The following is a 16,109-nucleotide window of genomic DNA, read 5'->3' on the forward strand; positions in this document are numbered from 1 at the left end:
AAGAAATGCCAAAAATTGCTCAGAAAGCCATTGACATGCCTGCTTCACCAATTCGTAAATTGGTTCCTTATGCTGAAAAAGCTAAAAAAGCAGGAAAAACTGTTTACCACTTAAACATTGGTCAGCCGGATATTGAGACTCCGAAAGTAGCTTTAGATGCTATTCGCAACTTTGATCATAAGGTTATTGAATACAGTCACTCAGCGGGTTTTGAATCTTACAGAACAAAATTAGCTGAAACATATCGTTTAGGAGGTCTTCCAGTAAATACAGAAGATATCATTATCACAACTGGTGGATCTGAAGCATTGATTTTTGGATTCATGACCACTTGTAATCCAGGTGACGAAGTGATTATTCCTGAGCCCTTTTACGCAAACTACAATGGATTTGCAGTAACCGCTGGACTAACCGTTATTCCTGTTACATCAACTATTGAATCAGGATTTGCTTTGCCCCCAGTATCTGAAATTGAAGCAAAAATCACTTCAAAAACAAAAGCAATCGTTATTTGTAATCCTGGAAATCCAACCGGATATTTATACAGTAAAGAAGAATTAGAGCAATTACGTGATATCGTTAAGAAACATGATTTATTCTTGTTTGCTGATGAAGTTTACCGCGAGTTTTGCTACGATGGAGCTCAACCTTTCTCTGTTTTGAACTTAGAGGGCATTGAGAATAACGTTATTATGATTGATTCTGTTTCCAAGCGTTATTCGATGTGTGGAGCACGAATCGGAGCATTGGTTTCTAAAAACCAAGAAGTAATGGCTGCAGCCTTGAAATTTGGACAAGCGAGACTTTCTCCTCCAACAGTAGATCAGATTGCTTCTGAAGCTGCTTTAAACACTCCGCAATCTTATTTTGATGACGTAGTTGCTGAATATGTTCAACGTCGAAACATTATGGTTGATGGATTGAATAACATTCCAGGGGTATTTTGTCCAAAACCAAGCGGTGCTTTTTATTGCGTTGCAAAATTCCCGGTGGATAATGCAGAAAAATTCTGTCAGTGGTTATTAGAAGATTTCGAATTTGAAGGTCAGACGGTAATGATGGCTCCAGCAAATGGCTTTTACTCCACACCTGGTGCAGGAATGCAAGAAGCACGTATTGCTTACGTATTAAATCAAGATTCATTGAAAAAAGCAGTGATTTGTCTAGAGAAGGCATTGGAAGTTTATCCTGGAACAATACGCTAAATGGAACTACTCATAATCCTCTTTTTAATTATCCTGAATGGTGTTTTTTCCATGGCAGAAATTGCTACGGTATCCGCTCGAAAATCTAAGTTGGACGCCGCCGCAAAAAGAGGTGACAAAAGTGCAAAACTGGTTATTGAAACCTTGAATGCACCAAATAAATTCCTTTCAACAGTCCAAATTGGAATTACGTTAATTGGAATTTTAACGGGTATTTTCTCAGGAGAAAAAATGACAACCGACATTGAAGGCTTTTATCAAGGCTTTGTTTTGACAAAGCAGTACGCTCATTTTTTAGCAGTCACTTCAGTTGTTGTAATCATTACTTTCTTTTCATTGGTCTTGGGTGAATTGGTTCCGAAACGCATTGGTTTAACGAATCCCGAAGGGATTGCAAAAACAATGGCTCGACCAATGCTCATTATTTCAAAAATCACAGCTCCATTTGTTTGGTTATTGACAATTACTTCGGATTTACTACTCAAAGTATTGCGAATCAAGCAATCTTCGGATGGAAAAGTAACCGAGGAAGAAATTAAGGCCATCATTCAAGAAGGTACAGACGGAGGTGAAGTTCAAGAAATTGAACAAGATATTGTGGAACGCGTTTTTCATTTAGGTGATCGCAACATTAGTTCTTTAATGACGCATCGAAATGATGTAATTTTCATCGATATTCACGATACCAAAGAGGAAGTTCGCGAACAAGTAGAAAAAGAAATGCACTCTGTGTATCCGATTTTTGACGAAGAGCGCGAACAAGTTTTAGGTGTTGTATTGCTAAAAGATTTATTTAGAACAATCAACCACGATGATTTTGAGTTGAAAAAACTCATGTTGAAACCTCAATTTTTGATGGAAAACATTTCTGCTTATGAAGCTTTAGTCCATTTTAAAGAGTCTAAGACACATTATGGGATCATAACAGATGAATTTGGTCAAACACAAGGAATTGTAACATTAAACGACTTATTACAAGCACTTGTAGGTGATTTTAATGACTTCTACGCAGAAGAATTTGAATTTATTCAACGTGAAGATGGTTCTTGGTTAATTGATGGTCAATATCCAATTGCCGAATTCTTTCGTCAGTTTGGTTTGGAAGACAATTCTTCTGAACTGAATTTCACAACAATTGGTGGATTGGTCTTGAATGAATCGAGAAGTGTTCCTTCTACTGGTCAGAAATTTCATTGGTTAAACTTTGAGATTGAGGTAGTAGACATGGATGGAGCGCGGATTGATAAGCTGATCATTAAAGAGATTGAGGCCGAGGATTAAACTCCTTTTAAGATAAAATTGTACGTTTTCTCGTTTCATTCAAGAGCGCATCCATTTGTTTTTCAAATCACAAAAGTTTATTTGTTGTTTTGTATTCTATCTTTAGGAGATGAAAATCATTCTGTTGCTTCCTATTCTATTCGTATCATTTGCCTATCATGCGCAAGTATACGAACTTCCTGCAACGATGAAAAATGCAAAATACGAAGATGTTCTTTCGTATGTCCAAGAGCAAATAAATACTGAAAAAAAATGGACAAAGAAGAAAGTTTCGTTGAGTTTATTCCTGAGTAAATGGTATACCAGAGATTGGGAATTCGACCAGGCAAATAATATTATCAAGAGCATTCCACGTTCAAAAATACGTTCAAATAAATTGGAGGGGGATTACTTTCTAATCAAAGCCACCTTGTTTCAAGGCGAGCAGAAAAAAGCAGCCTATTTTTACCAACGTTCTATCCATCAGTTTGAGAATGAGCGCAACCGGAAAGGAATCTTAAATGCAAATATAGCCTATGCTGAATTTCGAAGAGGAAATGGCCAGTATGAACTTGGATTGGCAATATTGGAACAAGTTGAACAAGCATTAAAAAAAAATCCATCAGACTACCTGATGATGAAAGTTGCCAACAGACGCGCAGCTATCCTGAATGAAAAAACACTTCTCAACGAATCCATTGAAAGTTCCAGGTTGTGTATTCAATTGGCAAAAAAAACAAACGACATCTATTACGAGGCAATTTCTTATAAAGAACTGGGAGCTTGCTACAGAAGCATGTCGTATAACAACCATGCCATGTTGGACTCGAGTAGACTCAACTATCAACTCTCGGAAAAGCGTTTTAGAGATATTGGCTTGATCAAAGAGGCAATACAGGCCAAAGAAGTTTGGATAACTACCGATATCAATAACTCAGATCATAAGTCAGTAATCAATGGGTATAAGGAAATCGAAAATGAAATAAAAAGCAACCGATTAAACTATCCCCTCAAAGATATTTATCTAAAAATATCTTCGATTTATTTAGCTATTGAAGATTACGAGAATGCATTTAAATATAAAGAGTTGTATTCTCAAGAAAATGAACGATCCATCTATGAAAAAAAGGAAAGTGAACTAAAAAAAGTGAAGGGAGAATTTGTTGCTCTTATATTGCAATCTGAAAATGACAAAATAAAACAGGACAATAAACTCAAGCAATCTGCCTTAAAAGAAGAACAAAAAAGAAGCAGCAGATACATCATCGTAGTGATCGTGTTAGTTATTCTATTAACGACTGTCATTGTGCTTTTGTCCCGAAACCGAAAGTTGACCAATCATTTAACGGTACAAAACAAAGAAAAAGATTTTTTGATTCAGGAAGTCCATCACCGAGTAAAAAACAACTTGCAATTTGTGAAATCAATCCTCCTTCTTCAATCAACGAAACAAGGACAAAAAGACGAACAAATACTGAATGATATTTCCAGAAGAATTGATGCCATGTCATTAGTTCATGAAATGCTTTATACGAACAATGAATCCAATCAAATTTTCGTGAAAAATTATTTGGAAAAACTCATTCAACATTCCGATGAATTATTTTCGAGTAAGAAAAAGGTAAAAATCAATTTAGAAGTTGCAGATATTCAATTGCCGATCGAAAAAATGGTTTCGATCGGAATTATTTGTTCTGAGTTACTAACCAACTCCATTAAACATGCGTTTCATGAAGTTGAAAATCCGGAATTTACCATTCAATTAAAGATTGAGCAAAATTCCTGTGTGTTTAGCGTGAATGACAATGGCAGCATCAAAAACCAAGAAAAACAATCAGAAGGTTTGGGGATGCAATTAATCGATATTTTCTCCAGGCAGTTAAAAGGTGACTATGTACTCACGAAAAAAAATGGGTATTATTACAATCTGAAATTCAACATCTGAACTCCATTTTAGGGTCAAACTCCCGTTAAACAGGTCCGTGAAAGAAATAAAAACATTAATTATTGAAGACGAAGTGATCATTGCCGAGTCCATTAAGATTCATTTACTAAAAATGGGACTTGAAAACATTCGCATGACCCACGACCGTATTTCTGCTATACGAGTCATTGATGAATGGAATCCTGAAATTGTACTTTTGGATATTCACCTGGAAAATGAGGACGATGGTATTTATCTGGGAAAACTCTTGCAAAAAAAAGAAATTCCGTATATGTACATTACAGCCAATACGGATACTTCTACCATTTTAAAAGTATTGGAAACAAAACCCGTAGCCTATATTTCGAAGCCCATCCGTTTCAATGAATTTGCGGTCAATCTCTCCCTGTTAATCAACAAGAATTCAAAAAAGAATGCACAGGTTTTTACACTAAGCAACGGTACGGAAGAAATTCAATTTTACGAAAACGAGCTAAAATATTTACGCAGTAACGGGAATTACATTGAAGTTCATTTGGATTCCGAACGAAAAATCATCCGAAATACGATGGACAATTGTTTGTCAGAAATTCCTTCGTCAAAAGTCGTTCGAACACACCGTTCCTATGCTGTTGCCATTAATCGTATCCAAAAAATAACAAACAACATCGTTTTTATCCAGAATGAACAGATTCCTGTTTCACGGCTATATTTAAGCGCATTAAAAGAGTTAGTGGCATCCGATAAAAAATAGCACTGTCAAAAAATCATTTTGACACATTTATTATCAACTGGTTAAACAACTTGTTCGATGCTTTTTTGTTTCAATCCATTTAATTAAATCGATTGAAAGTCCTTTTATGTCATTCGTCACAAACCCGTGTCAGTCATCCCATATTTTTTTGGCTTGGGTAATTGAAAAGTACTTTCGTTCTCTGAAATTTATTCACTTATGAAAAGTATTGTTCACCGACGAAAGCCTCTTTTGTACTCGCTGCTTTCAACAAGTTCTCTGGAAAAGAAAAAAAATCAATCTGTAAAAAGACTTGTTTTGTATCTTTTTCTAATCTCGGGCTTTGTTTTCAATTCCAATAAATCCTATGCGAGTCCTTATCCTATAGGCAATACGATCAGTTGGGATCAATGTAGATATGCCATTACATGGGATTGGAGTATATTCAGAGACTTCACTGGTACTACCATTGATGACGATAAATTGGAATCGGCAACATTGAGATATAAAGCTCAGGACAATACCTGGAAGACACTGATAGCTATTCATGCTGCAGGCGGAACGCCAACAATGGTTACTGCTGGTGGAACAAGCTTTGGTGTAACCGCTATTGCCCCCGGATTTTCTGCTTCCGGGACCAGTGCCTGGCCAAACACACACGATATCCAAGCTAATTACTCTCCAACCGGTGATGCCACTTTTCAGTGTTTTAAACTTCCTTCAGATATCCTGATAACCAATGGATCAATTCAGTTACGACAACGCATTGAGTGGAACAATCGTTATGATCTTATTCCTGACAACCTGGATACCTTATCTTACGCAAGTACTTTGGCTATCCAAACAATTAGTGCTCCGCAAGGGTTGGTTGCCTCCCAAAATAATTGTAGTGCGATCAATCTGACCTGGAGCATGCCTTTTCAGAATTGGCAGTTGAATACTACCTGCCCGAATTACGGAGCATACTATACCCATATCTATCGCAATGGAACACTAATAGCGTCGGATCTGAACGTTACAGCATATACTGATTCTCATCCATCTTTAGTTCCCGGAACAGATTATACCTACACAGCCCGAACTTTTTGGAAACCCTATCAAAACAATTCTGCCGGAGTTGGTATTCTAAGTTCGGTTTCTTCCTCAGCAACGGGTAAGCTAAAAGATAATCCGAATCAAGTACCTAATTTTACTGCAACGGATAACCTTTGTACAGGAAAAATCCGACTTGATTGGGGATGGTATGAACAAAATCCACAGGACTTTCTCATTTTCCGAGATGGGACTCCAATAGCCACGGTAAATGGAGCTATCCGAACAACCGAAAATACGGTCACAAGAGGCGTAACACATTCGTATACTATTCAGGCAAGAAATAATTGTAACCGGGTTTCATCTGACGCTGTCGATGCCGGTCTATCTCCTGCTGATCCTGCGTTAGCAACCGATGTGACCACCAGTTATAACTCCGCAACACAATCAGTAACCGTAACCTGGGATGATAACGCGAACAATGAAACTGCTTATCAAATCATTCGACAAGATGACCTTGGAAGTACCATTTATTTTGATGTCAATCCGGATTCCACTTCTTTTGTAGATGACGGTATTTCTACCTGTCGTCAATATACGTATAAACTAAAAGTGAAATCAGATTGTGTACCTAGTGGGTTGATTTCGACCTCTCAAAGCACCATACTCATTCCTCCACCTAACATTTCAACAACTTTTGATGCAACACACAAACTAACGGGTTCTAAAGGTTACTTCACCAACCGGGTAGAATTATCCTGGTCTGTAAACAACGTTCAAAACCTGGATTTGGTAAAAATCTATCGGAAAATCCTGGGAACAACCGATTCAGTATTGATTACTGCAACAAATCCTTCTACGGGCTTATTCATCGATCAAACGTCAGATGCACGGGTTTATTACGAATACACGATTGTGGCAGAGAAAAATTGCAATGATTCTGTACTAACATCCAATCTTTCAACCGATATCGGATTCAGAAACCCGATGGGTACGCTTTCAGGTCATGTGGAATACACCGGAGGAATTGCCGTTGCTGATGCACAAATTGTTGCTGAAGCTTCTTCGGGGGATGCCGGAAATGCATTAGATTTTACAGGAGGTTCTGCAACTTGCGTGGATCAACCACCATTAGAGGCAGGAACCGGTTTACGCATCGATTTTTGGATCAATCCATCCAATACGACAGCCGGAAACGTTTTATCGAAGTCGGGAGCATATTCGATCACTCAAAACGGATCGGGATACCAAGTCGGAATTACTACCAGTAACGGATCTTACTCTGTAACGATTCCAAATGCTTCTGTAAATTCAGGAAATTGGAACGGAATCTCCCTTCAATATGATGGAAGCACATTGGCTGCATATATCAACGGGGCAATTGTCACCAGCACATCGGCAACCGGTACAATCATTGATAATACGAATTCATTAATCATCGCTGGCGGCGCACATCATTTCAAATTTGATGAATTCCGCATGATGAATATTGCTGTTGATTCAGCTACAACGGTAAAAGATTATAGCCGTTATATGAACGGTAACGAGGTTGGTTTCAAGCTCTACTTACATTGCGATGAAGGCGTTGGTACTGCTACTTATGACGTTTCTAAAGTTGGTAATGTTTACAATGCCAATCATGCTCAACTTGCCGGAAGTTATGCCTGGACAACCAATCGTCCTTCGAGCGCTCAATTAGGTTATGTAGCATACACCAATCCGCTCGGAAACTATGTAATCTCAGGAATCCGTTACAATGGCTTTGGAGATAATTACACCATTGTACCAAGTAAAGGAGTTCACAGTTTTGCTCCGAACAGCCGTTCTGTTTACATCGGAGATTTATCCCAGGTATTCAATAACCAGGATTTTGAAGATATCTCTTCTTTTCAGGTTACCGGAACTGTCAAATACGGAATTCCATTTGGAGACACCCTTTCTTGTTTTGTACCTGCTGTGAATTTATTAATTGATGGTTCACCTGTCATCAAAAACGGTGTTCCTGTAAAAACTGATGCAAGTGGATCTTTTGATATACGCGTTCCAATCGGTGAACATACCGTTGGAGTAGAAAAATTCCAACACGTCTTTACGGATTCAGTCACTCCTACTCTTGATTTCCAACAACCAATGACTGGTTTGTTATTCATCGACACCACCACTCGCTTAGTTGTGGGCCGTGTTGTAGGAGGAAAAATAGAAGCTGATAAAGCTCCGGGAATGGGAAGATCGAACAACAACATCGGACAAGCTAAGCTGAGATTCGCGACTCCGATTGTGGGAGCTCCGTGCTACAACCCTGAAATACTAACCGATATAAACACGGGTGAATATCGGATTAAACTGCCTCCGATGCAGTTTAAAGTAGATACCGTTTTTGTCCTTAATTCCGGAGTCATTCCTACCATCAATCCAGGTAATCTGACGAATGGGACTACCACCATTAATTTAACCAATTTCAGTCAGCCGATTAAAGAAATCGATACCCTTTACGATGCCGCTACCGGAGGTCTTTTAAGCATTGATTCCATTGAATACACCCGGGAATTGAATTTCATCTACCGCACAGCTCCGATTGTTGCATTAACCGATACCCTTGGAATGCGCTTTGACGGAGAAGAGTCATTAGATGTGAATGGGATCGCCATTCAAATTACTCCACCGACAGGTGCGAACTTATGGTCTGAGTTCAACTGGCCGGTGTTCAAACAAGGTGCGAAGTACTCTTGTGATATTACTGCTATTGAGGAGTATACCAACTTTGATAACACTATCAAGGATACGGTTAAACTATCAGGAACCATATTGATCAATAACGAATTGGTAAATGGAAGTGATCCGAACGGCAATATTCCTTTTTCAAATGGAAAAGCACGTTACTCGTTCGTTGCCGGGGATCCCAACAATAGTACAGGTGCTATTCCTAGTTTTGATTACACGAAAGTGATGCAGGTTCAGGTTGTTCCGACAGGAGCAGCGGCTGTGCGTTGGGAGCCCAATAGTACCTCCTATCCTTTAAATCCGGATTATCGGGGATATATTTTGGGAACAAAAATTACAGGAACAGGAATTGCAACTCTCGGACCTGAAAAAGTAGATTATATTCTTCGTGACCCCGCAGGTTCTGAATCTTCTGCAACCTGGACAAGTGGCCATGCAACTACCAATACCAGTTCATTTTCCTTATCTGAAGCTTCCAGTGAAGCAACCAGTTTAAGTGTCAACGTTGGATTTGAACAGTCGGTAGGAATCGGTGTTCAGGTTCCTATAAATATTACAGTTGAAGCCGGATTAGGTATCTCTGTAGATGCTTCCAGTAGTCAAGGTGGATTCTTTGCCGAAACCATTACCTCTTCGAACTCGGTTTCTACCCGAGACGATGCAGACCATGTTGGAGCTGATGCAGATATCTTCATTGGGCGATCCAGAAACTGGCTGGTGGGACCGACTAATAATATTGAGTTAGTTGAAACAGCAGCTTGTGCAACCGGGGTCATTTGTTTTGGAACTCCTGTGGCAGGCTACAGCTTATCCAAAAAATTGGGGTATGCGATTCAGCCTTCAACCGTAAAAACCCGTTTTTCTTACACGCAGTCTGAAATTGAAAACATCGTGATTCCAACATTGGAAGACATGCGAACAGTCAAACTGAACGGACCAAACTATACGAGTAACCTGCCTGCATCGGATCCAGGATTCGGGGCAAATAATGACGATCCTATTTTCGGTGCATCTGCAACTACAAACACTCCATTTATATTCGAGAGCGCAGATGTATCCGGACCTTCCTATACATTCACCGGAGCTGTATCCGATAACGATTCCGTACGGATCATTAATCAACAGATTGCTCTGTGGAAACAAGCTTTGGCACGAAATGAACGCGAAAAATGGGAAGCTATCAACAATACGGTTGCCAATTCACTCATTGACAACTTTACATTAGGTTCTGCTATTGTAACGAACAGTTACGAAGTAGCAACAGAATCTGAATATACGGAAGAATGGGAATTGGCTATTTCAAATGCAATCAGCACTTTGATTGGAGCGGAAGCAGGAGGAGTTGGTGCTTCTGTGGAACGATCACTGGCATTAACTGAAGTGAGAGGAGGTTCTAACAGCGTCACACAAAGCAACTCAACCGCATTTGAATACACCTTAACAGATGGAGATGACGGAGATAATTTCAGTATTGATGTCTATAAATCTTCTACCGGTAATATTTTCGTAACCCGTGGTGGAAGATCCATGTGTCCGTATGAAGGTGCTGTACAACCGCATTATTTTGATCCGGCTAATCCAAATGCCCCGATTACTTCTCATAGCTATGTCGATAATCCAACGGCAACCATTCAGTTAGCGACGACTCAGCGGGAAATACCGGATATTTCCATCACACCTTCTACACAATACAACATTCCTTCCAGTCAATCGGCAGTTTACCAATTGATTTTAACGAATCAAAGTACGTTAACAGTTAACAACGATATCGACATGCGTGTGCGTGTAGCAAGTCAGAGCAACCCTCATGGTGCTATTGTGAAAATCGACGGATTGGATCCGAATACGTATTACACCATTCCTGCCGGGGCAGCTGTTGTGAAAACATTGACTGTAGAAAGAGGTCCGGTATATACAGATTACGATAGTTTAATGATCATCTTCTCTTCTGCTTGTTCGGAGGATATTGCTGATACATCTTATATATCCGTTCACTTTATTCCTACTTGTACTGAGTTAGCGTTGATTAATCCGAACAACAACTGGATCATCAATAACAACAATCAAAACTTTTTAAACGTAGGTATTTCGGGATATAACTACAATTACGGGGCAGCAACAATTATTGATACAGTTCCAAATCCGGATGATACCTTAAACTTAGGATTGAATAAGATCGGTTTTGAAATGAAACCTTCCAATTCCAGTATTTGGCTGCCGATTGAGCAGTTCTTAAAGTATCCGGGACCAAACGACTCCATTATTCCAGGTAATTCGGTTTCTACGATTTACCCTTGGGATGTTTCTCAAATTCCGGATGGAAACTACGAATTACGTGCTCAATCCTATTGCTTAAATTTTGATGGTTCTTACTCTACGGTCAGTTCTCCGGTTTTTGCCGGAATCATGGATCGTGTTTACCCACATCCGTTCGGTACACCAAGTCCTGGAGATGGGATTTTGGATCCGAATGACGACATTGCTATTCAGTTCAACGAACCACTAGAGTTGGGCTCCATCAACTGGGATAATTTCCAGGTTCGTGGTGTATTAAATGGAAGTACATTACGCCATTCCGAATTCATCAATTTTGACGGAACAGATGATTACGTGGAAGTTCCCGGTGGAGTTGGTTTACAAACCAAAAGTTTCACCGTTGAATTCTGGGCTCGTCAAACGGGAACAGGAACTGAACAAGTAGTTGTTTCTCAGGGAATCGATCCGAATGAATCTGTCAGCATCGGTTTTGATGCTTCTGGAAAAATGAAATTCTTAATGAATGGCGTTTCGAAACTTTCCAATAATACCCTTTCGGGATTGAACCAATGGAATCATTATGCGGCTGTTTACAACTATGAACTAAATGAAGTTTATTTGTATCAAAACGCCATCTTACTCAATAACGGAAATGCTAGTTTCTCAGTGAACTTTCATGGAACTGACAAACTGTATTTTGGAAAACAGATGCCTCAAAACAGCAATCACTTCCAGGGACATTTGCATGAAGCAAGAATTTGGAATAAAGCGCGTACATCCGGTGAATTGACTCAAAATATGAACTTGGTATTAAACGGAAGTTCAGCAGGATTGGTTCACAACTGGCAAATGGATGAAGCTCAGGGAATTATTGCGAAAGATAAAATCAGAGAACGTAATGCAGTGCTATATGGCGCAAACTGGCAAGTAGATCCAAACGGATTCTCCGGTGAGTTTAACGGTACAACAAGTTATGTTGCGGTGAATGCAACAACGATTCCGGTTACAAGACAAATGGATGCAACCCTTGAATTCTGGTTTAACTCTTCTCAAGCAAGCGCTTCTACCCTATTCTCTTCCGGAAAAGGAGATGGCTTGAGTGGAGACTCATTGACCGGTTGGGAAGTTAACAAAGACCTGGCAGGAAAAATCCACGTACTACACCATGGTTTGGACTTCTTAGCAACTGATTCCAATTATTTCGATGGAAGCTGGCATCACTTTGCTTTGGTTTTGAACAAAAATGCAAACCTGACCGCATTTGTTGATGGAATGCAACAAAATTCCGTTCAATCGATTGGTTTCGGAGCACTGGCAGGTTCTTATTATACGTTAGGAGCAAGAGGTTATATGCAAAGTGGCGGAACGTATGTTCAGGATAATCACTTCCAGGGCCGAATCGATGAATTCCGTTTGTGGAATGCATCCCGTAAAACAGAACAAGTGAAACGAGATTTAAGTCACCGAATGCAGGGAGACGAATATGCCTTGTTAGCACATATTCCGTTTGAAGCCTATACTTCAGTAATGGGTGTTCCAACTTTAACAGCTTCTGTTTCCAATACGGTAACTACCTACCCGACGGCTACGGCTTCTGCTTTCGGTGGAGCAACCACTTCCAACCAAACTCCAGTAATAAAACTACCAAGACCGGTAGAGAACGTGAACTTCACCTGGTCATTGAACAATGATAAGATCATCATTACTCCAACTACATCGCAAGAGTTATTGGAACATCAGACGATCGATATCACGGTGAAAAATGTATACGATTTGCAGGCCAACCAAATGCAATCACCGAAAACATGGATTGCATACCTTAACAAAAATCAGGTTTACTGGGCAGACGATGTGTTGGATTTTGAAATCGAAGTGGATTCCAATCTTCAATTCACAAGTACTATTTTAAATACCGGTGGGGCGATGAAAGAATTCGAATTGTCTGATCTGCCAGGTTGGTTGACCGCTGATATTACTTCCGGAACCATTGCTCCAAACAGTTCCATGATCGTGCACTTCACGCTTCAGGACGGACTGAATGTGGGACAATATTACGCTGATATTGCATTGACTACTGATTTCAATTACAACGAAATATTACGAGTTGGTTTAAATGTGAAAGGAAATGCTCCGGATTGGACAGTGGATCCTTCAGATTTCCAATACTCGATGTCTGTGATCGGTGAAATTAAATTAGATGGTGTCCTGAATGGCAACACAGAAACCCTGATTGCGGGATTCATGCATGATTCCATTGTAGCATTAGGAAACCTGGAATATGTAGCAAGTTATGATCGCTACGAAGTATTCCTGAATCTGTATAGCAACCAACAAATCGGAGATTCCGTTTCGTTCAAAATTTACGATGCCAATACCGGAAACCTGTATCCGATCGTTACTCCTTCAATCTTTTTCAATGAAGGTGATGTATTAGGAACAATCTCAACACCGGTAACCTTTGAAGCTTCATTGGTATTGGAAAAAGAAATTCCATTACTTGCAGGTTGGACTTGGATTTCCTTACCTCTTAACTCAAACAAGCAAGGAAGTAGTAATGAATTGTTTGAAGATTTGATGTTCACCGAAGGAGATATTTCTATGAGCCAATCGTCTTACGATCAATTTGACCCTACTACACAGTGGATTGGTAACTTAACACAAAACGGAGGATACCGAAATGTGGCTTCTTATCGTGTAAAAAAACAACTGGCTGACACGCTAATTTTGTTAGGGTCACGAGTTCATCCTGATTCGTCTTATGCCGCAATAAATGTAGTACCGGGATGGAACTGGATCGGATTCATGTCAACCAAAAATCTTTCGTTACAAGAAGCTCTGGGGAATTATACGCCACAAGATGGAGATCTGATCAAATCACAATATGAATTCGCGATCTACGATGGGTTGAGTGGAACCTGGAACGGTACTTTGAATACCATGCGACCAGGTTTAGGCTACGCCCTAAAAACAACTGCAGCAAGTTCATTCCATTATCCAATAACGGCTTACTTAAGATCGGGAGAAGTAGATGGACCAACTCCATTCTATGAATTAAATGTTGGGAAATACCAAAAAACAATGAACATGATTGCAACTACCAACATGTGTATCGAGCAGTTAACTGCTCCGGATATGGTACTCGGTGCGTTTGATCAAACCGGTGAAATGAGAGGATATGCATTCCCGCAACTCGCACTAAACGGTGAAGATTACATCTTCTTTATGACTTTGTACGGAAACGAAGAAAACGAGTCTTTGTCTTTGAAATTTTTCAACAACACTGACGGTTCTAAACTAGCATCTGAAACCAGTATCCAACTGATGGAGAATGCACTAAGCGGAAGTTTAAATGAACCATACCAAGTTGTATTGGCTGACGATAAGGTTTGTAGTGGATTTGATTCTTCTCTGGGCTTAACACCTACTCTTGAAAATCAATTCACGATCAGTCCGAATCCGTTTAGTCATTCCTTTGCAGTTGAATTACCCGAAGAATTTTCCGGGAAAGTGGAACTCATCGATTTAGTAGGAAGAACTGTTTACAGCGAACAGTTGACCGCAGTTTCTCACTACGAGTGGCAAAGCAAACCCAATACAGCAATCGTAAACGGAACCTACTATGTAAGATTTACTTCCACAGACGGAGTAATCTACCAGAAAAAAGGAATTAAATATTCATCCAATAAATAATGAACATGCAATTGAAGATCTTAATCTTATTGTTCGTAAGCCTATGCTGTGCCCTTCTGGGGCATAGCCAGCTTCCGGCAGGCTGGAGTGTTGATACAACGGCTTACCAATACCGCATGACAGTAACCGGAATCATTTCCAATAATTGTCAGTTGGAGAACAATACCAATAATGCCATTGCTGCTTTTGTAAATGGAGAATGCAGAGGTATTGTCCGAACAAATGTCAACGCCGGAGCAGGAAAAATGCTTGGTTTTTTGACAGTTTATAGTAATAACTCCATTGGCGAACAAGTAGACTTTCAGTTTTTCATTCAAACCAGCAATTCAGAAATAGCAGCTATTGACAGCATCCCTTTTGTTTCTGCAAGCGTGAAAGGAACAATCGCTCAACCATTTTTGATCACCAACAATCATGCTCCTCAAAATTTGGGAATCAGCAACCACATAGTCTTTGAAGATGCCCCAATTGGTTCTTCGGTTGGTACATTAACTGTTACCGAACCAGAAGGGCAAACTGTCAGTTATGTACTTTCGGGAAGTGGAGCCGATAATCATTTTTTCAGCATTAATTCGAATCAATTGATTGTTGACTCCGTTTTCAATGTCACCCTGCAAGATTCATTTACGGTTGTTATTGAAGTAACAGACGCAGCAGGTTGTTCGTATTTGGATTCCTTGTTGATTCAAATTCAAAACACACCGAATGCCCCAAGCGATATCTATCTGGATTCCATGAGTCTTTATGAGAACAATGATTTCAATTATTTGGTTGGTCATTTCTCTACACTTGATTACGACAATCCGAACGATTCTTTTACCTACGATTTGGTTAACGGAACCAACAATTCGGATAATGGCCAATTCACCATTATTGGAAATGAATTGTACCTCAATTCCAAAGCTATTTATGATATTAAACCGGTCTATCACATTCGGTTACGCTCTACAGACTCCCAGGGACTCAGTTTTGAAAAAGCATTTGATATCCAGGTACTCCAAATTGAAGAATTGGATCTTCCTCTCCCCGCTGCTAGTTATATCTCAAACAATGCAGATGGAAAAAATGATTATTTCACCATTCAAAATGTGGAAATCTATACCAGCTTCGAGATGAACATCTATGACCAGTTCGGACAAAATGTATTTCACAAGGACTCGAATTACTCCAATGAGTTTGATGGCAAAAAGAATGATCAGGTTCTGCCGGAAGGCACCTATTACTATCATTTCAGCAGTGGAGAAAAAATATTCAAAGGATATATTACAATCGTCAATTAATTGAAGCG

Annotated in this window: 6 protein-coding genes; all 6 read left to right on the forward strand. The window is 39.6% G+C overall.

Annotated features, from left to right (window positions below):
• Positions 1–5: 5 nt before the first annotated feature.
• The 6 genes from FLUTA_RS19620 (at position 6) to FLUTA_RS19645 (ending at position 16,101) form a co-directional block, all read left to right on the forward strand.
• Positions 6–1,205: a pyridoxal phosphate-dependent aminotransferase gene (locus tag FLUTA_RS19620; RefSeq protein ID WP_013688653.1), complete on the forward strand. Its 1,200-nt coding sequence runs from the start codon at positions 6–8 to the stop codon at positions 1,203–1,205.
• A complete protein-coding gene (locus FLUTA_RS19625) occupies positions 1,206–2,486 on the forward strand; it encodes a hemolysin family protein (protein ID WP_071841683.1) in 1,281 nt (426 codons plus the stop codon).
• Between the two features lie 109 nt (positions 2,487–2,595).
• Positions 2,596–4,410, forward strand: coding sequence for a sensor histidine kinase (locus FLUTA_RS19630; protein ID WP_013688655.1), 1,815 nt, complete (start codon positions 2,596–2,598; stop codon positions 4,408–4,410).
• A 37-nt stretch (positions 4,411–4,447) separates the two neighbouring features.
• Positions 4,448–5,143: a LytR/AlgR family response regulator transcription factor gene (locus tag FLUTA_RS19635; protein WP_013688656.1), complete on the forward strand. Its 696-nt coding sequence runs from the start codon at positions 4,448–4,450 to the stop codon at positions 5,141–5,143.
• Between the two features lie 198 nt (positions 5,144–5,341).
• Positions 5,342–14,821, forward strand: coding sequence for a LamG-like jellyroll fold domain-containing protein (locus FLUTA_RS19640; RefSeq protein WP_013688657.1), 9,480 nt, complete (start codon positions 5,342–5,344; stop codon positions 14,819–14,821).
• Between the two features lie 5 nt (positions 14,822–14,826).
• Positions 14,827–16,101 (forward strand): T9SS type B sorting domain-containing protein, encoded by a 1,275-nt coding sequence (locus FLUTA_RS19645; RefSeq protein ID WP_169312105.1) that lies wholly within the window; start codon positions 14,827–14,829, stop codon positions 16,099–16,101.
• The last annotated feature ends 8 nt before the right edge of the window (positions 16,102–16,109 follow it).

Source organism: Fluviicola taffensis DSM 16823 (assembly GCF_000194605.1).
GTDB lineage: Bacteria > Bacteroidota > Bacteroidia > Flavobacteriales_D > Crocinitomicaceae > Fluviicola > Fluviicola taffensis.

Excerpts from the sequence above, each read along its gene's own strand:
- FLUTA_RS19630 (WP_013688655.1), top strand. The coding sequence starts at position 2,596 with ATGAAAATCATTCTGTTGCTTCCTATTCTATTCGTATCATTTGCCTAT.
- FLUTA_RS19620 (WP_013688653.1), top strand. The coding sequence starts at position 6 with ATGCCAAAAATTGCTCAGAAAGCCATTGACATGCCTGCTTCACCAATT.
- FLUTA_RS19645 (WP_169312105.1), top strand. The coding sequence starts at position 14,827 with ATGCAATTGAAGATCTTAATCTTATTGTTCGTAAGCCTATGCTGTGCC.
- FLUTA_RS19625 (WP_071841683.1), top strand. The coding sequence starts at position 1,206 with ATGGAACTACTCATAATCCTCTTTTTAATTATCCTGAATGGTGTTTTT.
- FLUTA_RS19640 (WP_013688657.1), top strand. The coding sequence starts at position 5,342 with ATGAAAAGTATTGTTCACCGACGAAAGCCTCTTTTGTACTCGCTGCTT.